Raw genomic sequence first — 26,161 nt, forward strand, 5'->3', positions numbered from 1 at the left:
GGTCTGCCATCAGTTGGAACACCGAGACATGGGTGACATCACCCATCTTGAAGCTGCCGCCCAGATCAGGCCGTACGCCTTTCATGTCAAAGGGCGCCAGATTTCCGGTTTTGCGGTTGATGACCAGCGGAGTGCCATGGTCGTCGCGCAGGAACAGGCCCTTGTCAGGGGAATTCGGATCCTGGTTCACCAGCACCGGCGCATTGGTGTAACGGCTGAGGTAATCCAGATCGATCTTGCCGGCCTTCATCAGCTCATGCACCAGGGCGAGAATGAACAGCCCATCGGTGCCGGGGGTGATGCCGACCCAATCGTCCGCGATTGCATTGTAGCCGGAGCGGATCGGGTTGACGCCAATCACCCGCGCGCCGCGCGCCTTGATCTTGCCCAGGCCCATTTTGATCGGGTTGCTGTCGTGGTCTTCGGCGACGCCAAACAGCATGAAGAGCTTGGTGTGGTCCCAGTCGGGCTGGCCGAACTCCCAGAAGGCACCGCCCATGGTGTAGATACCGGCAGTCGCCATATTGACCGAGCAAAAGCCGCCATGCGCCGCATAGTTGCAGGTGCCAAAATTCTGCGCCCAAAAGCCGGTGAAGCTTTGGGATTGATCACGGCCAGTGAAGAACGCCAGCTTGGAGGGGTTGTCCTTGCGGATAGGTTCCAGCCATCCGGCAGCGATCTCCAGCGCCTCGTCCCAGGAGATTTCCTCAAACTCACCGGAGCCACGTGGCCCCACCCGTTTTAGCGGTGCCTTCAGGCGCGAGGGCGCATTGACCTGCATGATGCCGGCAGAGCCCTTGGCGCAGAGCACCCCTTTATTGACCGGGTGATCGCGATTGCCTTCGATATAGGCGACCTCTTTTTTGCCGTCCTCATTGGTCTTCATATGCACGTTGATGCCACAGCGGCATGCGCACATGTAGCAGGTGGTCTGACGGATCTCGTCGGATACCTTGGGGGATGTCTCCACCCGGGGTTGCTGGAACGTCATCTGGCCTCCCTTCCTGATGTTGTTCTGTTTAGTGGATCACGTCAGGAGGGTGATCCCCGCCAGGATGAAGCCGGCGATAAACAGTGTTTCGACGATGATGAGGGCAATGGCCGCGCCTCCGACGGCCAGGACCTGTTTCAGATTGGTCTTCATGCCCACGGCGGCAATGGCGGTGAGCAGCAGCCAGCGCGAACACTGGCTGAGAAAATCGCTAATAGCAGTGGGTATCAGCCCAAAGGAATTGAGCCCGGCCAGCGTCAGAAAGGCGACAACAAAACTGGGCAGCAGCGGCGGCCGGGCACCATCCTTTGGCAGCTCTGCAAAGGAGCGGATCATCAAAGAGGCCACCAGCACGATGGGGGCCAGCATGGCCACCCGCATCAGTTTTACCAGGGTGGCACTATCGCCGGTTTGCTCTGAGATCGAAAAGCCGGCACCAACTACCTGCGCAACATCATGGATGGTGCCGCCGAGAAATACCCCGGCCTGGGTCGAGTTTAATTCGAGGAAATTCACCAAAATGGGATAGGCGATCATGGCAATAGTCGACAGTACGGTGACGCCCATGACGGTAAAGATCAGCCGCTCCTCAGAGCGTTCATCGCGGGGCAGGATGGCGCTGATTGCCATGGCCGCCGAGGCGCCGCAGATCGCCACCGACCCGGCGGTCAACAGGGCAAAACGCCATTTGTGGCCAAACAGACGTGCAACCAGCAGGCCAAAGCAAATGGTGGCAACAACGCCGCCAACCACTAGGCCAATGAGATCCCATCCCAGCCCCATCATCAACACCATAGAGACCCGCACACCAAGAAAGGCGATTCCAAGTCGCAGCAAGGAGCGCGCAGAAAAGGCGATGCCAGGCACGGTTTTGCCCTCTTCGCCAAGGAAGCTCACTGCGATGCCCAGCAAAAGCGCCAGCAACATCGCCGGGGTGGCATAGTGTTCGGCCAGAAACTGCGCGGTAACCGCAACGATGATCGCGACAGCAATGCCGGGGAAGAGCTCTTGCGCCTTCCCTTGGAGTTTGGTGGTCCAGGCAACCGGGGTCGCGTGGTCTGTCTGTGGCTGAGAAGTGGCCATGGTCTTCCTTGTTCGGCGCGTCCGGTCAGGCTAGGGTGAATGCCGGGCGATTGGCGAGAGTTTTCTAATTTGCGGGTCGTTTGTGGAGCTCAGTTTTGCGATTTGTTGCTTTTTTTGGTCTGATTTACTGCTTTGTCGGGGTGGCTTGGCTGGCCTGCAAAGAAGTGACGGCGATCATCTCCAGCACGTCCTCGGCGCTGCAGCCGCGGGACAGGTCATTGGCGGGCTGTGCTAACCCCTGCAGGATGGGTCCGATGGCGCTATAGCCGCCCAGGCGCTGGGTGATTTTATAGCCGATATTGCCGGCATCCAGATTGGGAAATATCATCACATTGGCCGCACCGGCGACGGAGGAACCCGGCGCTTTGCGTTGGCCGATTTCCGGCGCAAAGGCCGCATCAAACTGCAGCTCACCGTCAACGCTTAGGTCGGGGCGCTGGGCGTGCAGCATCTCGGTTGCCTCGGTAACCTTGGTGACCTTGGGATGTTTGGCGCTGCCCTTGGTGGAAAAAGACAGCATGGCCAGTCTGGGGGGTTGTTGCAGCAGGTGTTGGCAGGACTGGGCAGAGGCGCAGGCAATGGCCACCAGGTCCTCGGCGCTGGGATCAATCACCAAACCGCAGTCAGAATAGAGCATGGCCCGACCACCAGCAGTGGCATCTTCAGGCGGGTACATCAGGAAAAAGCTCGACACCATGGCAGCATCCGGAGCCTTGCCAATGACCTGCAGGGCGGTACGCACCACATCCGAGGTGGTGGCAACCGCGCCGCCAACAGTACCTATGGCATGGCCCAGGCGCACCAAAAGGGCGGCATAGACCAGCGGATCCTGCACGGCTCTGCTCGCCGCCTCGAGGGTGACACCCTTGTGCTGACGCAGGGCGTGGAAGGCGGCGGCAAAATCCGTGTGAAATTGCGAGTCGATGGGATCATGCACCATGAGCCCCTGATCCTCATTTGCACCCTGTTTGGTAAGTTCGGCTTCTACCTCTGCCCGGGGCCCGACCAGAATTAGATCCGCGAGCCCGGCGGAGCGCGCCGCAATGGCGCCAGCGACAATGCGCGGGTCACTGCCTTCGCTCAGGGCGATGACCTGACGGTCGGCGCTTGGGGCTTGGCCCAGCAGAACTGAGGGGAGAGGAGTATTTGTCATGCGACGACCTTGGCGATGTTCAGGATGGAAAACAGGGTGAGCAAGATCACGATGACCCGGCGAAACTGCGCCTGTGAGGAAGAGGAAAAGCGCAGGCCCCCAGCCCAGACACCAAGCCCAAGCACCGGAAAGGCCAGCAACACGCCGATCAGCGTGTCAGGGCCGGTCAGGTCATTGGCATGCATCACCGGCAGGGCCATGATGTCGATACCGGTGAGGAAGACGATCATGGTGGCGCGAAACACCGCTGGCGACAGCGGTTGGGCCGTGAGAAAGGCGGCGGCAGGCAACCCACCGACGCCCGCGCTGTTGACCATGCCAGAGAGAAACCCCACCGAAAGGTTCCCCTTGGTCCCGATGGGGCGACGCAGCTGCCAGCCGCTCAGCAGGATGAGGCTGAGCACCAGAATAACGGCAGAAATGGCCAAACGGGCTTGGTCCTCACCCAGCCGCGCCATTATGGTGACGGCCGGAACGGTGGCAATGGCGGCGCCGATCAGCAGCGGCCAGATGCGGGTCCAATCAATATGGGGGCGAATGCCACGGGCCTGAAACAGGGTCATGGCGATCTCGCAAGAGAAGATCACCGGGATCAGTGGCAGCGGATTGGTGGTGAGCGCTGCAAGAATGATAAAGACCGCGGAAAATCCAAAGCCGGAGTATCCACGAATATAGGCCGCCGCAAATAATGCGGCGGCCAGATATGCCCCTTGGCCTGCTGACAGATCAAAGGGGAGGTTCATTGCGATCAGACCTGCTGTTCGCGCATGTCTGCGGCGTCGATACCGGCCACGGCGACAGGTTTCTTCATTGCGTCGCGACGGAAGGGCTCACCCAGTTCCTGGTTGATCATTGCTTCGATCAGCGTGGTGATACCGTTCTTCTGGTCCTCAACCGATTGCGCCAGGGCGGCGGTCAGCTCATCCATGGTGCGGGCAATAACGCCTTTCAACCCACAGGCGCTGGCGATACCGGCGTAGGAGACCTGCTGGTCCAGCTCGGTGCCGACAAAGTTGTCGTCAAACCACAGGGTGGAGTTCCGCTTTTCGGCGCCCCACTGGTAGTTGCGGAAGACAACCTGCGTTACGGCAGGCCATTCGCCACGACCGATGGCGGTCAGCTCGTTCACGGCGATGCCAAAGGCACCGTCACCCGAGAAGCCAACAACCGGTACGTCTGGGCAGCCGATTTTGGCGCCAACAACCGCTGGCAGGCCATAGCCACAGGGGCCAAACAGGCCTGGGGCCAGATATTTGCGGCTTTGGTCAAACGACGGGTAGGCGTTGCCGATGGCGCAGTTATTGCCAATATCCGACGAGATGATCGCATCCTTGGGCAGGGCTGCCTGAATGGCACGCCATGCCATGCGAGGGGACATCCACTCTGGCTTGTCAGCGCGGGCGCGTTCGTTCCAGGTGGTGCCGGGATCGTCATCCTCGTGATCCATCGAGCTCAGTTGCTGTGCCCAGGTGGATTTTGCGGTGGAGATCAGCGTCATGCGATCATAACGTCCTTCGTCACCTGCGGTGTCCGAGAGCTTTGCAAGGATCGAAGTGGCAACCTTCTTGGCGTCACCAACGATGCCAACCGAGACCTTTTTGGTCAGGCCGATGCGATCCGGGTTGATGTCGACCTGAATGATCTTGGCTTCGGTTGGCCAGTAGTCGATGCCATAGCCAGGCAGGGTCGAAAACGGGTTCAGACGAGTGCCGAGCGCCAGTACGACGTCGGCCTTGGCAATGAGCTCCATACCGGCCTTGGAGCCGTTGTAGCCCAGAGGGCCGGCAAACAGCGGGTGCGAACCGGGGAAGGCATCATTGTGCTGGTAGCCAACACAAACCGGCGCGCCGAGACGCTCTGCCAGATCCTTGGAGGCTTCGATGCCGCCAGCCAGAACCACACCAGCACCGTTCAGGATGACTGGAAATTTGGCGGAGGAGAGCAGATCTGCTGCTTCCTGCAAGGAAGAATCGCCGCCACCGGGGCGTTCGAATTCAACGATCTGTGGCAGGGCGATGTCGATCACCTGGGTCCACATATCGCGCGGAATGTTCAGCTGCGCCGGGGCCGAGGCACGTTTGGCCTGCATGATCACCCGGTTCAGAACCTCGGCAACGCGGGAAGGGTCACGCACCTCTTCCTGGTAGCAGACGCAGTCGGCAAACATGCGCATCTGTTCCATTTCCTGGAAGCCACCCTGACCGATGGTCTTGTTGGCGGCCTGCGGGGTCACCAGCAGCAGCGGTGTGTGGTTCCAGTAGGCGGTTTTGACGGCTGTCACAAAGTTGGTGATGCCGGGTCCGTTCTGGGCGATCATCATCGACATCTTGCCTGTGGCGCGGGTGTAACCGTCCGCCATCATGCCGCCAGAGCCTTCATGAGCACAGTCCCAGAAGGTGATGCCCGCTTTGGGGAAGATGTCAGAAATCGGCATCATGGCCGAGCCAATAATCCCAAATGCATGCTGGATGCCGTGCATTTGCAGAGTTTTTACAAAGGCTTCCTCGGTGGTCATTTTCATGGCGGGTGCTCCTAAGTGAGACGCATAGAGCCCCGGCCAGTTACCGGGGATTAATACCGGTTTATGCAGACAGAGCCTCGTCAGTTAGGGCCAGTTCCAAACGCGGATAGGGCCAAAATCCGTGATCGTTTCTCTCGCTTGGAATCCTTCAATTTCTTCAAGGGGTCACGGCAGATGCCTCACAATGATTAGTATAGAAAATGAGACAAAAAATCTCATTTTTACCCGATTTTGGCGCGGATGGCTCGAAGCGGCTGGTGAATCACCCCTGTTTGAGCGCCTTGGCCAGGAGGTCCAACCCCGGGGCGATGCGGTTTGCCGCTATCGAAGAATAGCCCAGTCGAAAGTAGTTGTGCTGTCGGTTCTCAGCCGCAAAAAACGGCGCCCCGGGTTCGATGATAACGCTCTCCGGTTTCAGCTGTTCTGCGATCTCGGCCATATCGACGCCCTCTGGGGCCTGCATCCAAAGCGAAGAGCCGCCATAGACCCCAACACCCGAGACCATCAGACCGTGGGTGGTTATGGATTCTTCGATAACATGGCGGCGGTGGTGCAGCACTTTGGCGGTGCGGCGGATCTGGGCATCGTAATGTCCCAGCGACAGGAAATAGGCCACAGTGCGCTGCACATGACCGGGGGGATGGCGCAGCACATTGGCGCGCAGGGCGCGGGCCTGACGGATAAAGGCTTCGGAGCCGACCATGTAGCCCAGCCGCAGCCCCGGAAACAGCGATTTGGAGAAGCTGCCCACATAGATCACCCGGCCATCCGAATCGAGTGACTTGAGCGCCGGCGAGGGAGCCCCGAGGAAGGACATCTCGAACTCATAATCGTCTTCGACGATGACCGCATCGATGTCATGGGCCCGCTGCAGCAGCTCCTTGCGCCGCGCCATTGGCATGGTGGCAGTGGTGGGGCTTTGGTGGCTGGGGGTGCAAAAGATCACGTCGGTATCATCCGAGATCTGCTGCGGGGGCAGGCCATCCTGATCCACCGGGATGCTGTCGACCTGGCAGCGCACATGATGCAGCTGGTCGCGCAGGGTGTAATAGGTTGGGTCTTCGATTGTGGCTTTGCGGCCGCGGTTCAGCAGCAGCTGGGTTGCCAGCCACAGGGCGTTTTGTGCGCCCAGGGTGATCAGGATCTGTTCCGGTCGGGCGGTGACACCACGCCGGGGCAGAGTATGGCGGGCGATATATTCGATCAGCAATGGGTCGTCCTGATCAAAATAGTCATCCGTCAGCGCGGCAAAATCCTTTTGTCCCAGGGCGCGCAGGGAACAGAGCCGCCAGTTTGCGTGGTCAAACAGCGAAGGGTCTGCCTGGCCATAGATAAAAGGATAGCGGTAGCTGCGCCAATCGCGGGCTTTGCGAGGTGTGTCGCCGCCAGTGAAAGTGCGCACCAGCATGTGGCTCCAGTCGACGGCTTCCTGGGACTGGACTGGTGGGGTGAAACTGGGCGGCACTGGCGCGTTTTCTGAGACAAAATAGCCAGAGCGCCCCCGCGAGGTGAGATAATCATTGGCCAGCAACTCTGTATAGGCCAGCGTCACGGTGATCCGGCTGATGCCAAGGTGCAGCGCCAGTTTGCGCGAGGACGGGAGCTTTTCGCCGATGCGAAACCGCCCCGATAAAATGCCTTCGGCAATCATTTCCTGGATCTGCGCCTGCAGAGTACCATGGGCGTCAGGGTTCAGGAAAAAGGTGTCAACGGAGATAGCCATATCCGGCATCCTAGGGTGGATATAGCCAGGGCGCAATCTGGACTTAGCGGGGCGGTCAAAATCATTGGGCTTGCCTTTTTTCAAATATAACCATAAACCTAGTTTAATAGAATCAAGTGGAGAAGCAAAATGTTGTGGGAAGAAGCGGCTCAGGGCTTTGCTGCAATGGGATCAGAATCGCGCTTGCAGGTGCTGCGTTGCCTCATTCGGGCCGGGCATGACGGTCTGACGGTGGGGGAAATACAGGAGCGCACCGGCATCGCCCCCTCGACCCTGGCACATCATCTGAAGTTTTTGACCGGGGCCGAAGTGGTCGATCAACTGCGCGTTGGGCGCAGCACTTTGAATCGGGCAAATTTTGACCAACTCGAAAAACTGGCAGGCTTCATCCTGAGTGAATGCTGCGCTGATACAGTTCAAAACAAGGCGGCAAACGATGGCTGATCTGTCTCACAATTCTTCCGATCCGGCGCCAAAGGCATCAAGCCTGTCGCTTGACTGGCTGAAAACCCCCTGGACGCTGAATGTCCTTATTCTAGTCGCCGTGGCCATTCTTGATCCGGGTAAGTTCCAGGCGGTGATCCGTTTTGCAGCGGCCGCCCTGGCGCATACCGGGCAATACATCCTCTTTGCGGTGCTGCTTTTGGCCTACCTAAAGGCAACCGGAGCCGAGGTCATGGTGGCGCGGGCCTTTGTGGGTCGCGAGACCCGAATGATCTTTTTGGCAGCGATCTTTGGCGGCTTGGCGCCCTTTTGCTCTTGTGAGGTGATCCCCTTTATTGCCGGACTCCTGGCGCTGGGCGCACCGTTGTCAGCAGTGATGGCCTTTTGGCTGGCTTCGCCGCTCATCGATCCGCCAACCCTGTTGATCACCGCTGGCGCGCTGGGCTGGGATTTTGCCATCGGCAAGGCGGTGATTGCTGTTTCGCTGGGCTTGTTTGGCGGTTTTTTTGTCAAGACGCTGATGGGGCAGGGCGCCTTTGCCAACCCGCTGAAACAGGCGCAGAGCTGCTCCAGCTGCTGCAGCTCGGGACCTAAACTGGACGACAAGGCCCATTGGAAATTCTGGCAAGAGCCTGCCCGTCGGGTGAAATTCCGGTCCGAGTTTGTCAGCAATGGGTTGTTCCTGCTGAAATGGCTGGCCCTGGCCTATGTGCTGGAGGCGATCCTGGTGCACTATGTGCCTGCGGATCTGATTGCCGGCCTAGTTGGCGGCGAAGGTGTGGTGCCAATTGCCGTAGCGGCGCTGGTAGGGATGCCTGCCTATCTCAACTCCTATGTAGCGCCGCCCCTGCTGGCGGGGCTTATGGAGCAGGGCATGAGCGCAGGCGCGGCGATGTCCTTTATGGTGGCGGGGGCGGTGAGTTCGATCCCGGCGATGGCTGCGGTCTGGTCTTTGGTCAAACCTCGGGTCTTTGCCACCTACCTGGGGCTAGGGGTTAGCGGTGCCATTCTTTCAGGTATTCTGTTTCAATTGGTCTGATCGTAAAAGGGTTTCGGGCGGGGCTCCCGCCCGGAGTTGTCATTCAAAGAATGCCTGCCTCCCGTTGGGCCCGGCGCCGCGCTGACGCGCGGCGCTTTGTCTATTGTGACTGATCGTTTGAAAAACCATGGCGCCAGTGATCTGCTGATAGGACGGCAAAGGCAGCTGCTGAGAAAGGCCTAGACGGGCAGCCTTGCCCATCCGGGCCCTGTTCCAATCTGGTTTGAAGAGGCGCCTCAAGGGCTAGCCGCCTGTCGGCGGGGGCAAAGCCCCCCCCCCCCCCCCTTGATCTGCGCCCTGGGGCGTTAGTGTCGTGTCAATTGATGGGTCAGATGGGCCTGCACCGTGGGCCATTCCGGCGCGGTAATCGAATAGACAGCGGTGTCGCGGAGGGTGCCATTGGCCATCTTCATATGGGCGCGCAGGATGCCGTCAGGCTTGGCCCCGAGCCGTTCGATGGCGCGGCGGCTTTGGTGGTTGATCACATGGGTGCGGAACTCCACCGCGATGGCGTCGAGTTCCTCGAAGGCATGGCGCAGCATCAGCAGTTTGCATTCGGTGTTCAGCCCCGAGCGTTGCACGGATTTACGATACCAGGTGGAGCCAATTTCCAACCGCTGATTGGCCTGGTCGATATTCATATAGGTGGTCATGCCAACGGCTTGGCCAGCGGCGTCCAGAATGGCAAAGGGCACCATACTGCCGGTCTCTTGCAGGGCGAGCCGCCGGTCGATCTCGGCTGGGACCCCTTCCGGAGTGGGGATCATCGTGTACCAGAGCGCAGAGAGATTGCCATCGGCGCTGGCCTCGGCCAGGTCGCGCGCATGGCTTTGAATGAGCGGTGCAAGCGTGAGCTGCTGGCCGGAAAGAGTGACGGGTTTGGCCCACATGGCTGAGTCCTTGATCAAAGTGGTGTTTAGGTCAGACTGCGGGAGGGGCGGTCAGATGAAAAGAGCCACTTTTACCACAAATGATCAATCCAATTGAAACGCGCCGATCAACGCTGATGTTACCAGTCCTTGCACTTTTAGGCGGGGGCAAGGGAATAGAACATGCCGCCATTTGATTCTTTTCGCCTGCGTTCGAGGCACGCGCGGTCTGAGATCGAACCCATGATACTCCCGTGTCGAGTGGTCAATCGGTGGTTAGAGCCATCAGGGAGGCGAACATCGACAATGAAGCGGTTGCTGGTGTCACTTGATGCGTGGAGAACACCGGCAACATCGCCAATGACATAACCATCATGAACGTGTCGCTCTGGGTTGAAGAAAAGGAACAGAGAAAGCATACCAGCAAAGGCGAGTATAGCTACAATACCAAGGACGGCATATTCACTGGCATAGTACCGCAGCACTTCTGCCCTGTATTGGCCGACAATGCGCACCAGAAAGGAAAACATCGCAATCCTTGAAAAACTTCCTGAATCCTAAATGGAGGAGTTGGGGTTGCTTTTCAAGGTGGATTTTCTGCTTTGGATTGAAACAAAAAACGCCCCGGAAAAACCGGAGCGTTTCAAACCTATACAAGGGTACAGAGGCTTAGCCAAAAACCTTGGTCAGCGCCTTGTCGACGGCATCGGTAATGGCGTCGATGTCATCGGCGGTGGCGATCAGCGCCGGGCTGAAGCAAAGCGTGTTGTTCTTACCGGGAACAGAACGGTTGGTGACACCGATGATAACCCCCTGGGCGCCACAGTCTGCCACAACCTGCTGGGCGAGTTTCTCGTCCACGGGCTCTTTGGTGTCACGATCCGAAACCAGCTCGGCACCGATGAACAGGCCCTTGCCGCGCACATCGCCAATGACGCTGTGCTTTTCCTGCAGCGCCTTGAGGTTGTTCATCATCCGCTCGCCCATGGCGGTGCAGTTGTCCAGCAGGTCTTCTTCTTCGATGATGCGCATGTTTTCCAGCGCCGCAGCCGGGCCGGCGGTGCAGCCGCCAAAGGTGGAGATGTCACGGAAATAGTTCATCGGATCAGAGGCATCGTCTTTGAACATGTCAAAGACCTCTTCGGTGGTGACCAGTACGGCGATGGCCGCATAGCCGGAGGCAACGCCTTTGGCCATGGTCACAAAATCGGGCTTGATGCCGTAGTGCTGATAGCCAAACCAGGTGCCGGTACGACCAACGCCACAGACGACCTCGTCGATGTGCAGCAGGATGTCATACTGGGTGCAGATTTCCTGAACACGCTCCCAGTATCCTTCGGGGGCTTCGATGACGCCGCCACCAGCTGTTACTGGTTCGAGGCAGAGGGCGCCGACGGTTTCCGGGCCTTCGCGTAGGATCACCTCCTCAATCGCATTGGCGGCTGCAATGCCGAAGTCACGGCCCGACAAATGCTCAAGACCCAGCTCGTGCTTGCGGTATTCCATGCAGTGCGGAACGCGAATGAAATCGGGTGCAAAGGGACCGTACTGGGCGTTGCGCTCATCCTGGCCACCGGCAGACATCGCTGCTAGGGTGGAGCCGTGATAGTCGCGGTCGCGATACAGGATCTTGGTTTTCTTGCCGCCGTATTTCTTGTGCGCGATCTGGCGCACCATCTTAAAGGCTTTCTCGTTCGCCTCGGAGCCAGAGTTATTGTAGTAGACGCGGCTCATACCAGGCATCTTTTCGATCAGCTTCTCGGCGAACAAGGCGCCGGGGATCGATCCTGCAGACTGAGCAAAATAGCACAGCTTCATCATCTGGTTATAGACGGCCTTGCAGATGTCTTCGCGGCCATAGCCAACGTTGACGGTCCAGACGCCGCCAGAGACGGCATCAAGGAATTCCTTGCCGTTCTGGTCCCAGACACGCATGCCTTTGCCTTCGACGATGATGCGGGGATCATTTTCCTCAAAGGGTTTATGCTGAATCAGGTGGTGCCAGACATGGGCCTTGTCAGCCGCAACTACCCGGCTGAGATCATTTTCGTTGAACGTGCCGTCCATGACATGTCCTTCCATAAAAGTAAGAGTGGGGTGTCTGCCAGCTGCCTGTCAGCCGGAGTCGTTCTATAGTGACGAAACGCCAATTTTGCCGGAGGTTATAGGGCCAGATGATGGGGTGTTTTCCGTCCAGTTGGGTCGGTTCTGACTTGGCGAACGGATCTACTTTTTTAACCAATTGGTTAAAATAGGAAATTTCTGCGCGAGATGGCTAGGCTTGCAGCAGGTCGACTGCGAATTTTCGAATGTCTGAACCAGAACTGGAAGGCTCCGCTTGGAAATTGGGCAGTTGAGAAAAAAGAACAAATGATCTGAAAATGCCAACTTGAGATCACCTGACCACATGCCCAGTGTTTGGAACAGAACAGGGTAAGAGGTCAGCAGTGGCAGAATTCAAAGTAACAGTCGCCCCCAACGGCGCGCGGCGGCAAAAGCGGGACCATTCAGAGCTGCCGGTAACGCCGCAGGAACTGGCGGTCACAGCGCAGCGCTGCCAGGCGGAGGGCGCCAGCGGGCTGCATTTGCACGTGCGGGATGCGGCAGGGCAACACTCCCTTGATGCGGGACGCTACCGTGCGGCCATGGCGGCAGTGGCCGAGGCCGCGCCGGGAATGGCCATTCAGATCACCACTGAAAGTGCAGGCATTTATGAGCCCGAGGCGCAGCTGGCCTGTCTGAAGGCGCTGCATCCTGCAGCAGCCTCGATAGCAGTACGGGAACTGGCGCGGGATCCAAACATTGCGGCCCGGGCCTACGCGCTTTGTGCTGAGGTCGGCACCGAGGTTCAGCACATTCTTTATGGTCCATCCTGTATTGCTCAGCTTGCCAGCTGGTATGATACTGGTGTTGTACCAGGTGCTGCACGTGATGCGATTCTTGTTCTTGGCAAATATGTTCCTCCGGTTGCGGGTGATCCTGACCGACTGGTTCCTTTGGTAAAAGAGGCTCGGGCGCTGGACCTCAGCTGGAGCCTATGCGCTTTTGGGCGAACTGAGCAGGCCTGTCTGTTGGAAGCGATCAAGGCGGGCGGCAATGTGCGCATCGGATTTGAGAATAACACTGAAACCCCAGAAGGGTTGCCACTGGCTGACAATGCGGCTTCCGTCGCAGCGCTCGTCAAGGCGGCAACCAAGGCCGGCCACAGTTTGCAAAGGGATTGAAGCATGAGCCATGTTTTTCCACGCCACACCAAGGCAGATCTGCCCAGGGCCATTGCCGGGGATGGCTGCTATCTGGTTGATTCCAATGGGAAGCGATACTTTGATGGCTCCGGTGGCGCGGCGGTGTCCTGTCTGGGTCATTCGGACACCGCCGTGATCCGCGCTGTACAAGAGCAGGTTGGCAAACTGGCCTTTGCCCATACCGGCTTTCTGACCTCCGAACCCGCCGAAGCCTTGGCGGAACTCTTGGTTGTGCATGCGCCGGGGAGCCTGGATCGGGTGTATTTTGTCTCTGGCGGGTCCGAGGCCACCGAGGCGGCGATCAAACTGGCGCGGCAATACCATCTGGAGCGCGGTGAGCCGGAGCGCCGTCACCTGATTGCCCGGCGGCAAAGCTACCATGGCAATACCCTGGGCGCCCTGGCGGCAGGGGGCAATGCCTGGCGGCGGCAGCAGTTTGATCCACTGTTGATCGGCGTGTCACATATCGCGCCCTGCTATGAATATGGCGACCGGGCAGAAGGCGAGAGCGCCTTTGACTACGGTCAGCGGGTGGCAAATGAACTGAAGACAGAGATCCTGCGCCTTGGCCCGGAAACCGTCATGGCGTTTATGGCGGAACCTGTGGTGGGCGCCACCGCTGGGGCGGTACCTGCGGTAGAGGGTTACTTCAAACGCATCCGTGAGATCTGCGACGATTTTGGCGTCTTGCTGATTCTGGATGAGGTGATGTGTGGCATGGGCCGCACCGGCCATCTGTTTGCCTGCGAAGCGGATGGGGTGGAACCTGATATTCTCTGTATCGCTAAGGGCCTAGGGGCCGGGTATCAGCCCATTGGCGCGATGCTCTGCAGTGCCGAGATTTACGACACTATTGCCGGGGGAAGCGGTTTTTTCCAGCACGGTCATACCTATATTGGCCATCCGGTGGCGACGGCGGCGGGTCTGTCGGTGGTGACCCAGATGCTGGGGCGCGATTTGATTTCCCGTTGCCGCGATATGGGCGGGCAATTGCAAGCTTCTTTGACCGACCGCTTTGGCGATCACCCGCATGTGGGCGATATTCGCGGACGCGGCCTGTTTCGCGGCATCGAACTGGTGGCAGACCGCACAACCAAGGCGCCCTTTGATCCCACGCGCGGTCTGGCGGCCAAGGTAAAGCGGGCGGCTTTTGACGCCGGGTTGATTTGTTACCCGATGTCCGGCACCCGCGATGGGCAATTGGGGGATCACATTCTGCTGGCACCGCCCTTTATCATAACAGATGCCCAGATCGGCGAAGTCGTGGACAAGGTTGATCAAGCGATCTCCGTAGCACTGGCCCTGGACTGAAAAACGCTGAAACCCTCATCCCTATGATCAAACGGCAAAGGCCGCACAGGAAATCCGTGCGGCCTTTGTGTTGTTTGCTAGAGCGGTCGGCCTAGGCGGCCCAGCTGCCATCATCAAACCCGTCATCATGGGCCTTGAAGACGTTTTCCCCTGGTTCTTCCTGGTCCGAGGGCAGTTCAAAGTTCGAGACGATTTGCACCAGATTGCTGGCCTCGTCGCGCAGCATCTGACCCGAGGCAGCGGTCTCTTCCAGCATCGCCGCGTTTTGTTGCGCATCGCTGTCCATGGCATCAACCCGGCCGTTCACCTGGGCAATACTGTTGGACTGCTCAACGGTATTATCGGCGATCTCGTTCACCTTGACGACGACATCTTCGACCATGGTCAGGATCTCTTCCAGCGAGGCGCCGGTCTGGCTAACCAGTTTCACCCCATCAGCGACTTCTTTTTCGCTGGTGGTGATCAGCTCGTTGATCTCCTGGGCCGCTTCGGCAGAGCGATGCGCAAGCGAGCGGACCTCGGAGGCAACCACCGCAAAACCACGTCCTGCTTCGCCTGCACGGGCGGCTTCTACGCCGGCGTTCAGCGCAAGGAGGCTGGTCTGAAAGGCCACATCTTCGATCATGCTGATGATCTTGGCGATTGCATTCGAGGAGGCTTCGATCCGTTTCATCGCCTGATTGGTCTGCTGGGCGATTTCCTGGGTGGCACGGGCCCGGTCCTGGGCGCTGCTGACAATCGTACGGGCCTGCTGCGAGCTTTCGGCGGTGCCTTTTACAGAACCACCAAGGGTCTGCAGGGCGCCGGCTGTTTCCACAATCGAGGCAGATGTCCGTTCGCTGCGGCGCGAGGCGTCATCTGCCGCCGCGGCGATCTCGGTTGAGGTGTTTTTCAACAGATCACTGCTGCTGGTCAGCTGACCAACCATGCCGCCAAGGCTGTTGTTGAGGTTGTCAGTGGCATCGGAAATCTCTTTGAAGATACCTTTTTGACCCTCTGGCATACGTTTTGTCAGATCGCCTTCGCTCAGTGAATCCAGGGCAGAGAGCACATCGCCCAGACCACGCTGCGCGGCCTCACCGATGGAGTTCACGCCCTTGCCCAGCTCGGCAAAGGTGCCGCCGCTTTCATCCACTGCAATGCGGCGCGAGAAGTCGCCATCTGCACAGGCGGTGATCACTTCGGAAATATCCTGAGTCAGCTGGTCTTTTTTCATTTCACCCTGACGGAAGATTTCAATCGCAGAACTGATAGAAGCAATTTCGCTCAGGCGGGACTTGGGAGTCTCTTCCGAGAAGTCCCGGTTCATGATGCCTTGCAGAACATGGTCAAGCTTGCTCAGCGGGCGAGAGATGCTGCGGGCGAGCAGGAAGGCCAGACACAAGAAGAACACAGTGCCGATAGCGCTGGAAATCAGCGAGTAGAATTTGGCATCATTGCTGGCCACATGAGTTTTTTCGACAAGCAGCTCTACATTTTCCAGGGCAACTTTATGGATCTGGACCATCAGTGGCTCAGCTTCCGAGTAGCGGGCCGACAGCTCCTTGCGTAGGGCCTTCTCTTTCATGCTCTCAGAGACATAAGCGGCAAAGGATTGCTGGTAGCTCTGCAACAGAGTTTCGACCTCAGCCTGCTGGGCTGCATCCGCATAGTAGTCTGCGGGAAAGGCCAGGAATTCTTCGACGCGGGCGTTCACGCGGTCAAGGTATTTGGTATCCTGACGCATGATGAAATCTTTTTCATGCCGACGCATCATCAGCATCTTCACGGTCATTTCTGGAATGCCGATTTCCTTCAGCTTCTCTTCGATTTTGTGAACCGAGGCGCGCAGTGCGCCCTGCAACCCGCTTTTCTCATCCATGCCAAGAGTTTCATGGCTTGCGACAAGATCTGCAAAGCTTTGGTCATAAGACTGCGCGGCGGCCATCAGATGCTTAAGAGGCTCCATCTGGCCCCGCATGCTCTCAAGTAGAGGCAGCTCTTCTTCTAGCATATGCTCTGTATCATAGAGGTGCTGCATCGCCCCGGCGTGACGATCGATGTATTTGGGATCAAGGCGCAGCAGGAAATCCTTTTCAAAACGACGCGCCATGAGGAATTCAATCTCCATCTTGTCGAGCGACTGATAGATATGTTCGATGATCAGAACATCCTCTTCCAGTTTGTCGCGCATTTCGTGGGTGTAATAGGAAATCCCAGCCAGACCGAACATGACGGCTCCGGCCATCAGAATAATGCTGAGGAAAATAAAGTTTACAGAAGCTTTCATTGTTTCGCACTCGTTGACCAGGGGTGTAGGCTGTAACATGTAGTTGCGAAGAGTTAATAAGACCTGTCGCCGGGTCGGCCTTGGGTTTTCGTGAAGCGACCGTAAAACGTCGGTAAGGCGCTGTTCTTCAACAAGAATACACCCCTAGTGAGAACGCTTACTTGAGTCAGGCAACCCTGAGGGTATCAAGCTCCACCTGAGGGGGAGTTTCGTGCCATTTGACCTCGTTAAGGGTGTGGTTTTTTGATGGGTTTACGATGTTTCTGAAAAAGGAAATTTTTAAATACATCTTCTCCCAGAGGCCTGAAAACCGCGTCCAGGCCTCTGGGAATGGGCATGCGGGCATGCCGGGAAACGCCCTCTGAGGCGTTTGGCGCTAGCTCAGATCAAAGCGATCCGCGTTCATGACCTTGACCCAGGCAGAGACAAAATCCTGGACAAATTGTGCCTTGGCATCGTCCTGCGCATAGCGCTCCGCAATGGCGCGCAGCTGCGAGTTGGAGCCAAAGACCAGATCAACCCGGCTGGCTTTCCATTTTTCCGCCCCGGTGGTGCGGTCTGTGCCGGTATAGCTGCCATCCTCTGCCGGTGCCCATTGGGTGCTCATATCCAACAGATTGACAAAGAAATCGGTGCTCAGGCTGCCCGCTGTGCTGGTGAAAACCCCCAGGCTGGACCCATCGTGATTGGCACCGAGCACCCGCAAACCACCTATCAGAACGGTCATTTCCGGCGCTGTCAGCTTGAGCAGCTGTGCCTTGTCTAGCAGCATTTCCTCGGGTGCAATACTATAGGCCTTCTTCTGATAGTTGCGGAAACCATCCGCCTCGGGCTCCAGCACTGCAAAGCTTTCGGCATCGGTCTGCTCCTGGCTGGCGTCGCCACGACCCGGTGCAAAGGGCACTTCCACCGGATGACCGGCCTGCTGTGCCGCCTGCTCCACTGCGGCAGATCCTGCCAGAACGATCATATCGGCTGTGGAGATCTGCTTGTCGGCATTGGCGTCATTGAAGCCCTGCCGGATTGCCTCCAGTGCCTCCAGAACCTTGTTCAGCTGGTCTGGCTGGTTGACTGGCCAGCTGTTTTGCGGGCTCAGGCGGATGCGCGCGCCGTTGGCGCCGCCACGTTTGTCAGATCCCCGGAAGGTAGAGGCCGAGGCCCAGGCGGTGGAGACCAGCTCGGCGGTGGTCAGGTCAGAGGCAAGGATCTGTCCCTTCAGGTCTGCGATGTCTGCGGCATTAACAAGCGGGTGATCTGCCACCGGCACCGGATCTTGCCAGACCAGCTCTTCTGTCGGCACTTCCTCGCCCAGATAGAGCGCGCGCGGTCCCATATCGCGGTGGGTCAGCTTGAACCAGGCGCGGGCAAAGGCTTCGGCCAGTTCCTCGGGGTTCTCGTGGAACCGTTTGGAGATCGGCCCGTAAATCGGATCCATCCGCATTGCCATATCTGCCGTGGTCATCATGGTTTTGACCTTCTTTCTGGCGTCATGGGCTGCCGGAGCCATGTCCTCTTCGCGCACATTCACCGGCTCCCAGATCCAGGCGCCCGAAGGGGATTTGGTCAGGTTCCAGTCGTAGCCAAACAGCAGGTCGAAATAGCCATTGTCCCACTGGGTGGGGTTGGCAGTCCAGGCACCTTCGATGCCGCTGGTGGTGGTGTCGTCGCCCTTGCCACTGCCATGGGCATTGATCCAGCCCAAACCCATGGTCTCGATTGGGGCGGCTTCGGGCTCGGGCCCAACCAGGGCCGGATCACCAGCCCCATGGGCCTTGCCAAAGGTATGGCCGCCGGCCACCAGCGCCACGGTCTCTTCGTCATTCATCGACATGCGGGCAAAGGTCTCGCGGATGTCGCGCCCCGAGGCCAGGGCATCAGGCTGGCCATCCGGGCCTTCCGGGTTCACATAGATCAGGCCCATCTGAACTGCGGCCAGCGGGTTCTCCAGGTCGCGGTCGCCGGAATAGCGGCTGTCCTTGGCAGAGCTATCCGCCAGCCATTCATCCTCGCGCCCCCAATAGACGTCCTCTTCGGGCTCCCAGACATCGGCGCGCCCGCCGGCAAAGCCAAAAGTCCGTCCGCCCATGCTCTCGATGGCGCAGTTGCCTGCCAGGATCATCAGATCCGCCCAGCTGATCTGGTTGCCGTATTTTTGCTTGATTGGCCATAACAGGCGCCGCGCCTTGTCAAGGTTGCCATTGTCGGGCCAGCTGTTAAGCGGTGCAAAGCGCTGCTGCCCTGTGCCGCTGCCACCGCGCCCGTCCGAGGTGCGATAGGTGCCGGCGCTGTGCCAGGCCATGCGGATGAACAACCCGCCGTAGTGGCCATAATCCGCCGGCCACCAGTCCTGGCTGTCAGTCATCAGGGCCACCAGATCCCGCTTCAGCGCCTTGAGATCAAGTGACTTGAAGGCCTCGGCGTAGTCAAAATCTTCCGCCATTGGGTCGGATTTGGCGGAGTTCTGATGCAGGATTTTCAGATTGAGCTGATTGGGCCACCAGTCGGTGTTTGATCTCACACCTGTGCTGGCGCTCTGCGCTCCGCTGTGCATCACTGGGCAACCGCTTGCTTTTGGGGCGTCGTTTCCGTCCATTTTGGTCTCTCCGATCTGGCGTATCAATTAGGCGTGCTGGAGGGGCACAGCGCCAGTGGCACCGCCCCGAGTATGGCAAAATGGTAGCAAGACAGATCGATAAAGTGAAATTACACTTTCGTATGAGAGTAATAGGTATTGATTATGATTTAGAGCAGGGACGGAGCCGCTAAGCCAATGCAGCGCAGCGAGGATAAAGCCCAACCTGCCCCTGCGGAATGGGGAGAGTTATTCGACAGGGGCAGGGCAGCCAGGCCAATGGGACAGGGCCTGACGATCGAAACTAAAGGCGTGTTTGCAGGGCGTTGATGCGTTCACAGACCTGCATATAGGTGAGGGAGCCCTGAAAATCGGCGGCCATCATCTGCTTCAGCCCAATGCCATCAAAATGCACAGAGCCGTTGATCAGCCGGGCAAAAAACGCATGGATGCTGCGCTCGTCCACTGTCGAGATCCGCTGGGACACGGATTCGTCAAGGAAAACGCCCCGAAAATTGGGGTCATAGTCCAGCAGGGCCGGATAGAGCCGCATCGTCCAGATCGATTGCACCAGATTATAGGGCTGCCCAGTGCCGCGCTGGTTTTCCTTAGCGCGGTCAGGGGCGCCACCGCTGGGGGAGATGCGCACCAAGGGCACAATGTCAGCCAGGGGATGATTGCCCTCGATCCGGTTGGGACGTGAGGCCACTGGGGTTTCTGGGGCAGAGGCATCGGTCCAGTGGCGGGGGTGTGGCCAGGGGGCAGGCTGGGGGCGATCTCTGGGATCGCAGGAAAGATCCGCATGTGATCTTTGCCGCACGGTCAGCAGGGCGTCCTGTCCGTTTTGGGCCAGAAGGTCTTCAAACCCGGCCAAACGCAGTTGCATCTGCTCCAGAATGCATGGCAGAGCACAGGCAATAACCCCCTGTTCCGAGTGGGACCCAAGCGAAGAGGGGGAACTGGAGCCTGCATGAGCGCCAAATTGCAGACCAACGGCTTCGCCGGATTTTGCCGAGATCCAGGCAGTGCCACTGTCGCCCGCCGGAGAGCTGCTGCTGTCACCATGCGGTTGTGACTCCTCCAGAGAGACCAGTTTAAAACCTTTGATATCTCGGTACTCAAACACGCCGGGCCGTGTCTCATATTGCAGACGGTACAGGCCCATCCCATCGACATGGGCGCGCGGTGCAGGCGCGTTTTTACTGGTTTTGCACAGGATCTCTCCCAGGCGGGGCGCACGAGCCTTGGTGATGTTTTCAAAGCCACCAAACTGCAGCGGCAGCCAGGGCTGGTCGGGCAATAGCTCAGCCAGGGCAGCGTCACCGTTGCGGTCCAACATCCAGCGCGACAGATTGGCGATGCGATTGCGCGGGTCAAAACCGTCACCGTCCTCACCCGGCTGCATGATCGGGTCATTGCGGCGCGCCCGCGGGCCGGCCAGCACGTGCCAGTTCGACAGAATGCCGGGTTTACCGGTGGTCGTGTCGATCACAACCAGGCCAATTGTGCCAGTGCCTTCTCCGCAGCGCCCAACAGATAGACCACCCATCGTGTAGGGCTGGCGGGCAGAGGCCCGGCGGGCGGCTCCAGGTTCAAGCGAGGGGTGAAAACCGCCCGCGATCACGTCCAGGGGGATGCCCTCAAAACGGGTTGGGAACACCTGCGAAGGCAGCAAGGTGTCGAGGGGCAGTTTTTCCTGAACATGCAGGCGCAGGCAGATGTCCTTGCTGCGCTTTCCGCCCGTCCAGCGATAGCCAATGTCTACGCCGCGAAAACAGGAAAGATTGCCAAAGGTCTGATGGGCCTTGTGAAGGGCTTTTTCCAAAATTGCACGCGTTGGGGTTTCCCCGACTGTGTCAGCCGTGTTCAGGTCAGCCATTTTATCCTCCGGTCTTTTGTCACCAATCTGGTGTTTTGGAAGCAGTCTAGAGAGCGGACTGTGAAAGCGGCGTGAAATTGCAGTCAGGGCCGTCAGCCCGGATTTGACGGTGCCAGAACCGCTTTCCCGGACGACCCCCAAATGCCTGCTCCAGGTGAGCACTATGGGCTCATAGGTAGTGGCTTGTCCAAAAAACACCCATAAGGGGAGTTTCACATTTCCACATGAGTAAAGAATACTCAAAACTGAAGATACGCACGCTTTGCAAAACTGACCGCTGATTGAACTGCATGCGGGTGCTAGGTGGAGGCGGTGTCTTTGGAAGCGCCGGGCAGGTCAGCGATTACACTGGGGCCAGAGCCTTGGTAATTAGTATCCCAGCAGCCGAATGGCTATTGGGAGACCGAGGGTATGATGCAGATTGGTTTCGCGAAACACTTGTAGATATGGGCTTAAAGCCATGTATTCCTGGGCGGAAATCACGCGACAAAACCATCAACTACGACAAGCGTCGCTACAAAAGGCGCAATCGCCCCTCTCGTGACATTGGGGCGCAATGCACTTCCGGGCAGTGATTGAGAGCATGTTTGGTTGCCCGAAAGATTGGCGGCGTGTGGCTACCCGCTATGACCGGTGCCCCAAGGTCTTCCTGTCTGCCATCGCTCTCGCCGCAACAGTCATATGCTGGTTGTGAGTCCAGAGCCTAGTCGCGGGGCTGCTTCTTGCCATAAATGAAATCTGCCGCTTCAATCGGCCCCAACCGGACATCCAATGACCAAACCAATTGCAGCGGTGCGGACCGTCATTGCGGACTTCGGCCTCGAAAAAGATCGAGTAAAGTCGCGAAATAACTCTTGATCTATGCAATATCCTGCAGTCGATCAATTTCAAAAGTCTGGTACGCAGTCGGGCAGCGTTTACAAGGGGGGGCAAATTTGTGGTGCACTGGTATGGGTGAAACAAAGCGAAAAAAGAAATCCGTTTTGAACAGACCATGTCCATGCGGCTTGGGCGAGACTGCGAAACTCTGTTGCTTCACCGGGCAGGGCTGGCAATGGCATAAGAAGCCAGCTGTACTTGGGCTCCAAGCGCAGCCTCCGGTGACCAGTATCGAAAAGTGTTACATGAAAGATTTGAGCTCGTGTGTTGCGCCCATCTCGGGTGAACACCTCATTTCCAAAGCTGTCTGTCAGGTATTGATGGGAGATGGCGAGTTGTGCGTAGTCAGAGTTTGCATCTAATTTGATACTGCAAAGTCTGGTTGCGCTGGCCTGCATCGTCATGCCTCGGTTCGGGGCCATTTTTGTTGGACTTGACCCGGCTGATGCACTGTATTCCTGCCGATATGGGGAGGGATCGTGGCATCGGCATTGCAGATTTTCGCGTATCTTGACCCCATCAACCAACGCTTTCAGGTGGCAATCGCGATGTTTGGGCGGTTGTTGATGGTTGTGATCTATCTGTGTCTGGGCGGGGTTTTTGGCGGTTTGCAGCCTTTGACGCGTTTTTCGCTCTGATCCTGTCGCACCTGTTCTATCGTGCGCTGATCGGAGAGCTGCAAATGCGCCCCTAGAGTTTCTTTCCCATGCTATCGAGGGATGCGCAGCGCAGCTTTTCCGTGCCGCTCAGGTCCGCCCAAAGAGCGAGCAATTCATCGCGCATTGAGGCGTGTTGTGGCTGGTCAAAGACTTTAGCCTGTAGCTCGTCAACGATTTGAGACACGCGAATCCCTTCATTTGCTCGCCAACGCACCTGTGCATTTTCCTCAGTAAACCGTACCTCTGAAATCTTTTTGCCTTTGATACCCCCTGAGAATGCGGCAATCAAAGGAACGGCATCAAGCTGCGACACGACCGCTCCTGACTTTGTAAAGACACGGCAAGAACGGCACTATTCTTGATGACTGGGCGCGCTTTTCCGCTGTATTCTAATTTAAACTGTCTTAAAAAGAAGATAGCTATATGGGGATGGCATCGTGGGGCGGATCATTTTTGACCCAGTTTTGGGCTGGCGACGCAGTGTTGGTACCGTTGAGGAACGAAATCAGACGCTCTATCGCAACTTAATCATTGGGCCGAATGGGTATCGGGCGTTGCCCAACCAACGCAAAACCGGTGAGCGTACCGTGGCGATCTTTGGCTGTTCGGTAACCGAAGGGCAGTGGCTGCCCGATGAAGAGACATATCCCTACCTTTTACAAGAGCAGTTTCCTGATTGGCGTATCGAGCCATATGGCATTGGTGCTTACTCGACCTTTCAAAATTTGCTGCAATTGGAAGCCTATTTGGTGACACGAAAACCAGACGTTGTGTTGTTTTCATTCATCGCATCCCATCTACACCGGAATGTAGCTGATCCGCATCTTTGGATTTCGCATCAGCAAAGTGCTGGTGAGAAATGGATCATTGGCGTTGGTGCCCAGATGAATACCTTCCGCCCGGCTGCTGAATTTACACCACAGGGAACACTGAAATACATCCGCCGGTATCCGCCCAAGACCCGTGGAGAGTTGGACGCAATGATGCAGTACAGACCGGATGATCGCTATCAGGCCGACATCGGGGTCGCCATTCTCAATCGGGCCAAATTTCTTTGCACTCAGGCAGGGGCCCAGTTTCACTTCGCGGTTTTGCGAAGCGAAATGTCCAAGAGCTTGGGAGGGGCAGCAACACCAGATCACCTCGAAAAAGATCTGTTTATCCAACGGCTGCGTTCAGACGACATTTCTGTGATCGACGCCGACCCAAGGTTGCCGTTTTCGGAATCGACTTTCGCCCCGATCGACCTACACCCAAATGCCCAGGCGAACGTACACTTCGCCCGAGAAATAGGCGCCGGCCTTGCGGCATCAATGGAGCGCAACACAGCATGAATATTATTGGCCTTTCCGCCATGTACCATGATGCCGCTGCAGCTTTGTGCGCTGACGGCGAGATCATCACAGCCGTTCAGGAAGAACGGTTCACCCGGAAAAAGCATGATCCTGCGTTTCCTATACATGCTCTGGAACACTGTATTGGGCAAATTCACAGTGGTGGTGCGCTTCACGCAATTGTTCTTTATGAAAACCCAGTTCTCTCGCTTGATCGTGTTTTGAAGAATGCGCTTCATGTTGCCCCACAGGGTGGCGGGATATGGGAACAATCGATGCGCTCTATGCTAGGCTCTAAAATTGAGCTGGGCGAACGGGCCCGAGAGTATGTCGATTCCGACGACAAGGTTTTGGTGGGCGAGCACCATCTGAGCCACGCGGCGTCAGCATTTTATCCTGCGCCTTTTGATGAGGCCGCGATTCTTGTCGTGGACGGCGTCGGCGAATGGGCTACAACTACCATTGCCGCAGGCAATGGAAACGATATCACGCCTCTTGCCGAGTTGCGTTATCCGAACTCCTTGGGACTGCTGTACAGTGCGTTTACGGAATACTGTGGCCTGCGGGTGAATTCGGGCGAATACAAACTGATGGGGCTTGCCCCCTACGGTCTGCCACGCTTTGCCGGTCTGATACGAGATGAGCTGATTGACATCAAACCTGATGGCTCCTTTCGTTTGAATACTGACTATTTTGGCTTTCTGGACCGTCGGCGGGCGACGGGCGAAAAGTTTCATCAATTGTTCGGTGGACCGGCCTTGGCGCCGGATGCTGATCTCTCGTTGAAACACATGGACATCGCAGCATCAATCCAGGCTGTGGTGAATGATGTGGTTGAGAAACTGGCGCGCACCGCCTTGGCGCGTACCGGATCTAAAAACCTGTGTATGGCCGGTGGCGTGGCGCTGAACTGTGTCGCCAACGGGCGACTGCACGCCACGATACCCGATCTGGAGGGCCTGTGGATTCAACCTGCAAGCGGTGACGCTGGCGGCGCATTGGGAGCTGCTCTTCATACGGCACACAGCCATTTCAACATCCCACGCCGCACTCAAAAACCAGATGCCCAGCGAGGCAGCTTGATCGGATCCTCATTCGGCGCGCCCCGGATCTGCTCGGATCTGAAAAAGGCCGGTCTAGTGTATCAATCTGTCGAGGACGACGATGAACGCAACAGGACCCTTGCGAAAGCCCTTGCCGATGGCGCAATCGTCGGGCGGTTCGAAGGAGCGATGGAATTTGGCCCGCGCGCTTTGGGCAACCGATCGATCCTGGCTGATCCGCGCCGCGCCGACGCCCAACAGAGGATCAATCTCAAGATCAAGTTCCGCGAGAGCTGGCGACCGTTTGCGGTTGCAGTATTGGCCGAGCAAGCGAGCAATTTTTTCGACCTAAAGGACGAAAGCCCTTACATGCTGATTGTTGCCAAAATCAAAGAGGCACATCGCAAGCCTGTGAATTGGGATGAATTCCGCATCATGGGTGGCAACATGCTCGAATTCGTCAACCAGGAGCGTTCGGACTATCCGGGCATAACCCATGTTGATTATTCAGCACGTATCCAAACCGTCGAAGAAGCCCGCAATGCGTCTTTCACAAGTCTTATACGCGCTTTCGAAGCAGAGACCGGGTGCCCAATGCTTATCAACACGTCATTCAACGTGCGGGGCGAGCCATTGGTTTGTACCCCTGACGATGCAATCGCATGTTTTTTGAATACTGGATTGGACGTGCTGGCCATTGGCGATTGTTTGGTCTGGAAAAATCAGCAATCCCAAGACATTATCGATATGGAAGGGAAAACCGCCTATGAACTTGATTGACCCCACGACGCCCGCCGGGTTTTTCCATATGCGTCTTGTTCCCTACGCGGATCAGCTTCGCTCGGACGAAATGCCCTGCTTGACTACAAAGTGGTCACCGGACACAGACAGCTATTTCGAAACACCGAGAAGCCTCGCTGGAGCCGCCCAAATTCTTTGCGATTCCAATTTGTTGAGTGGCGATGGAGTGGTTGATAGCCTGCTTGCGCTATGGAAAGAGCAGAGTGCCGATCTTGTAGCCTTAGGTGCTGACCTTAAAGGGTTGCGCGCCTCAGTCGCGGCTCCGGAGCAAAAGCAGAACACATACGAATTGACGGACTTCGTTTATCCGTTGTTCTGATCGCATCTCCCCAACACTAGGAAGCCC

Annotated in this window: 20 protein-coding genes and 1 pseudogene; 8 read left to right on the forward strand and 13 right to left on the reverse strand. The window is 57.5% G+C overall.

Annotated features, from left to right (window positions below; genetic code table 11):
- The 6 genes from ABJP42_RS06530 to pdxR all read right to left on the reverse strand — a co-directional run.
- Positions 1-991, reverse strand: a 991-nt coding sequence (locus ABJP42_RS06530; protein ID WP_348339479.1) for a molybdopterin-dependent oxidoreductase, incomplete at its 3' end; no start/stop codon positions are given.
- A 36-nt stretch (positions 992-1,027) separates the two neighbouring features.
- Positions 1,028-2,074 (reverse strand): YeiH family protein, encoded by a 1,047-nt coding sequence (locus tag ABJP42_RS06535; protein ID WP_348339481.1) that lies wholly within the window; start codon positions 2,072-2,074, stop codon positions 1,028-1,030.
- A gap of 124 nt (positions 2,075-2,198) precedes the next feature.
- Positions 2,199-3,227, reverse strand: coding sequence for a phosphate acetyltransferase (pta, locus tag ABJP42_RS06540; protein ID WP_348339483.1), 1,029 nt, complete (start codon positions 3,225-3,227; stop codon positions 2,199-2,201).
- The gene (locus ABJP42_RS06545; RefSeq protein WP_348339485.1) at positions 3,224-3,970 is read right to left on the reverse strand and encodes a TSUP family transporter; all 747 of its coding nucleotides are present in this window, start codon (positions 3,968-3,970) and stop codon (positions 3,224-3,226) included. The genes pta and ABJP42_RS06545 overlap by 4 nt, the downstream gene beginning before the upstream one ends.
- Positions 3,971-3,975: 5 nt before the next feature.
- Positions 3,976-5,748: a sulfoacetaldehyde acetyltransferase gene (xsc, locus tag ABJP42_RS06550; protein ID WP_348339487.1), complete on the reverse strand. Its 1,773-nt coding sequence runs from the start codon at positions 5,746-5,748 to the stop codon at positions 3,976-3,978.
- A 262-nt stretch (positions 5,749-6,010) separates the two neighbouring features.
- Positions 6,011-7,471 carry a MocR-like pyridoxine biosynthesis transcription factor PdxR gene (gene pdxR, locus ABJP42_RS06555; RefSeq protein WP_348339488.1) on the reverse strand — a complete coding sequence of 487 codons (1,461 nt, stop codon included), beginning with the start codon at positions 7,469-7,471 and terminating at the stop codon, positions 6,011-6,013.
- A 129-nt stretch (positions 7,472-7,600) separates the two neighbouring features.
- Here pdxR and ABJP42_RS06560 point away from each other — a divergent pair, with 129 nt between their 5' ends.
- Together ABJP42_RS06560 and ABJP42_RS06565 are read left to right on the forward strand one after the other, a co-directional pair.
- Positions 7,601-7,915, forward strand: coding sequence for an ArsR/SmtB family transcription factor (locus ABJP42_RS06560; protein ID WP_348339490.1), 315 nt, complete (start codon positions 7,601-7,603; stop codon positions 7,913-7,915).
- Complete coding sequence (locus ABJP42_RS06565) at positions 7,908-8,954, forward strand: permease (RefSeq protein ID WP_348339492.1); 1,047 nt, start codon at positions 7,908-7,910, stop codon at positions 8,952-8,954. The genes ABJP42_RS06560 and ABJP42_RS06565 overlap by 8 nt, the downstream gene beginning before the upstream one ends.
- A gap of 305 nt (positions 8,955-9,259) precedes the next feature.
- On the opposite strand, the gene ABJP42_RS06570 is transcribed toward ABJP42_RS06565, so the two are convergent.
- The 3 genes from ABJP42_RS06570 to ABJP42_RS06580 form a co-directional block, all read right to left on the reverse strand.
- Positions 9,260-9,844, reverse strand: a complete 585-nt coding sequence (locus tag ABJP42_RS06570) for a GNAT family N-acetyltransferase (RefSeq protein WP_348339494.1) — start codon at positions 9,842-9,844, stop codon at positions 9,260-9,262.
- 137 nt (positions 9,845-9,981) lie between these two features.
- Complete coding sequence (locus ABJP42_RS06575; protein WP_348339496.1) at positions 9,982-10,353, reverse strand: hypothetical protein; 372 nt, start codon at positions 10,351-10,353, stop codon at positions 9,982-9,984.
- A gap of 139 nt (positions 10,354-10,492) precedes the next feature.
- Positions 10,493-11,890, reverse strand: a complete 1,398-nt coding sequence (locus tag ABJP42_RS06580; RefSeq protein ID WP_348339498.1) for an aminotransferase family protein — start codon at positions 11,888-11,890, stop codon at positions 10,493-10,495.
- A 380-nt stretch (positions 11,891-12,270) separates the two neighbouring features.
- Here ABJP42_RS06580 and ABJP42_RS06585 point away from each other — a divergent pair, with 380 nt between their 5' ends.
- Together ABJP42_RS06585 and ABJP42_RS06590 are read left to right on the forward strand one after the other, a co-directional pair.
- Positions 12,271-13,047: a beta-keto acid cleavage family enzyme gene (locus ABJP42_RS06585; RefSeq protein ID WP_348339499.1), complete on the forward strand. Its 777-nt coding sequence runs from the start codon at positions 12,271-12,273 to the stop codon at positions 13,045-13,047.
- 3 nt (positions 13,048-13,050) lie between these two features.
- On the forward strand, positions 13,051-14,379 hold the full coding sequence (locus ABJP42_RS06590; protein WP_348339501.1) for an aspartate aminotransferase family protein: 1,329 nt from the start codon (positions 13,051-13,053) through the stop codon (positions 14,377-14,379).
- Between the two features lie 91 nt (positions 14,380-14,470).
- Here the strand turns inward: ABJP42_RS06590 and ABJP42_RS06595 are convergent, their stop codons facing one another.
- The 3 genes from ABJP42_RS06595 to ABJP42_RS06605 form a co-directional block, all read right to left on the reverse strand.
- The gene (locus ABJP42_RS06595; RefSeq protein WP_348339503.1) at positions 14,471-16,648 is read right to left on the reverse strand and encodes a methyl-accepting chemotaxis protein; all 2,178 of its coding nucleotides are present in this window, start codon (positions 16,646-16,648) and stop codon (positions 14,471-14,473) included.
- 376 nt (positions 16,649-17,024) lie between these two features.
- The gene (gene katG / locus ABJP42_RS06600; RefSeq protein WP_348339504.1) at positions 17,025-19,241 is read right to left on the reverse strand and encodes a catalase/peroxidase HPI; all 2,217 of its coding nucleotides are present in this window, start codon (positions 19,239-19,241) and stop codon (positions 17,025-17,027) included.
- Positions 19,242-19,524: 283 nt separating this feature from the next.
- Complete coding sequence (locus ABJP42_RS06605; RefSeq protein WP_348339506.1) at positions 19,525-21,099, reverse strand: hypothetical protein; 1,575 nt, start codon at positions 21,097-21,099, stop codon at positions 19,525-19,527.
- A 314-nt stretch (positions 21,100-21,413) separates the two neighbouring features.
- Between ABJP42_RS06605 and ABJP42_RS06610 the strand changes: the two are divergent.
- A pseudogene (locus ABJP42_RS06610) lies at positions 21,414-21,793 on the forward strand (transposase); the annotation flags it as partial.
- 875 nt (positions 21,794-22,668) lie between these two features.
- Here the strand turns inward: ABJP42_RS06610 and ABJP42_RS06615 are convergent.
- Positions 22,669-22,950: a hypothetical protein gene (locus tag ABJP42_RS06615; protein WP_348339508.1), complete on the reverse strand. Its 282-nt coding sequence runs from the start codon at positions 22,948-22,950 to the stop codon at positions 22,669-22,671.
- Between the two features lie 124 nt (positions 22,951-23,074).
- On the opposite strand from ABJP42_RS06615, the gene ABJP42_RS06620 reads away from it, so the two are divergent.
- From ABJP42_RS06620 to ABJP42_RS06630, 3 genes are read left to right on the forward strand one after another with little or no spacing between them, the layout of a single operon-like run.
- On the forward strand, positions 23,075-23,971 hold the full coding sequence (locus ABJP42_RS06620) for an SGNH/GDSL hydrolase family protein (protein WP_348339510.1): 897 nt from the start codon (positions 23,075-23,077) through the stop codon (positions 23,969-23,971).
- The gene (locus tag ABJP42_RS06625) at positions 23,968-25,794 is read left to right on the forward strand and encodes a carbamoyltransferase family protein (protein ID WP_348339512.1); all 1,827 of its coding nucleotides are present in this window, start codon (positions 23,968-23,970) and stop codon (positions 25,792-25,794) included. The genes ABJP42_RS06620 and ABJP42_RS06625 overlap by 4 nt, the downstream gene beginning before the upstream one ends.
- On the forward strand, positions 25,781-26,134 hold the full coding sequence (locus ABJP42_RS06630; RefSeq protein WP_348339514.1) for a hypothetical protein: 354 nt from the start codon (positions 25,781-25,783) through the stop codon (positions 26,132-26,134). Before ABJP42_RS06625 ends, ABJP42_RS06630 begins: the two co-directional genes overlap by 14 nt.
- The last annotated feature ends 27 nt before the right edge of the window (positions 26,135-26,161 follow it).

Origin of the sequence: Pseudophaeobacter sp. (assembly GCF_039971195.1) — a bacterium.
GTDB lineage: Bacteria > Pseudomonadota > Alphaproteobacteria > Rhodobacterales > Rhodobacteraceae > Pseudophaeobacter.

What these genes read in the sequence shown, in the direction of transcription:
- ABJP42_RS06535 (WP_348339481.1), bottom strand. Translation starts at nt 2,074, where the DNA reads ATGGCCACTTCTCAGCCACAGACAGACCACGCGACCCCGGTTGCCTGG.
- pta (WP_348339483.1), bottom strand. Translation starts at nt 3,227, where the DNA reads ATGACAAATACTCCTCTCCCCTCAGTTCTGCTGGGCCAAGCCCCAAGC.
- ABJP42_RS06545 (WP_348339485.1), bottom strand. Translation starts at nt 3,970, where the DNA reads ATGAACCTCCCCTTTGATCTGTCAGCAGGCCAAGGGGCATATCTGGCC.
- xsc (WP_348339487.1), bottom strand. Translation starts at nt 5,748, where the DNA reads ATGAAAATGACCACCGAGGAAGCCTTTGTAAAAACTCTGCAAATGCAC.
- pdxR (WP_348339488.1), bottom strand. Translation starts at nt 7,471, where the DNA reads ATGGCTATCTCCGTTGACACCTTTTTCCTGAACCCTGACGCCCATGGT.
- ABJP42_RS06560 (WP_348339490.1), top strand. Translation starts at nt 7,601, where the DNA reads ATGTTGTGGGAAGAAGCGGCTCAGGGCTTTGCTGCAATGGGATCAGAA.
- ABJP42_RS06565 (WP_348339492.1), top strand. Translation starts at nt 7,908, where the DNA reads ATGGCTGATCTGTCTCACAATTCTTCCGATCCGGCGCCAAAGGCATCA.
- ABJP42_RS06570 (WP_348339494.1), bottom strand. Translation starts at nt 9,844, where the DNA reads ATGTGGGCCAAACCCGTCACTCTTTCCGGCCAGCAGCTCACGCTTGCA.
- ABJP42_RS06575 (WP_348339496.1), bottom strand. Translation starts at nt 10,353, where the DNA reads ATGTTTTCCTTTCTGGTGCGCATTGTCGGCCAATACAGGGCAGAAGTG.
- ABJP42_RS06580 (WP_348339498.1), bottom strand. Translation starts at nt 11,890, where the DNA reads ATGGACGGCACGTTCAACGAAAATGATCTCAGCCGGGTAGTTGCGGCT.
- ABJP42_RS06590 (WP_348339501.1), top strand. Translation starts at nt 13,051, where the DNA reads ATGAGCCATGTTTTTCCACGCCACACCAAGGCAGATCTGCCCAGGGCC.
- ABJP42_RS06595 (WP_348339503.1), bottom strand. Translation starts at nt 16,648, where the DNA reads ATGAAAGCTTCTGTAAACTTTATTTTCCTCAGCATTATTCTGATGGCC.
- katG (WP_348339504.1), bottom strand. Translation starts at nt 19,241, where the DNA reads ATGGACGGAAACGACGCCCCAAAAGCAAGCGGTTGCCCAGTGATGCAC.
- ABJP42_RS06605 (WP_348339506.1), bottom strand. Translation starts at nt 21,099, where the DNA reads ATGGCTGACCTGAACACGGCTGACACAGTCGGGGAAACCCCAACGCGT.
- ABJP42_RS06625 (WP_348339512.1), top strand. Translation starts at nt 23,968, where the DNA reads ATGAATATTATTGGCCTTTCCGCCATGTACCATGATGCCGCTGCAGCT.
- ABJP42_RS06630 (WP_348339514.1), top strand. Translation starts at nt 25,781, where the DNA reads ATGAACTTGATTGACCCCACGACGCCCGCCGGGTTTTTCCATATGCGT.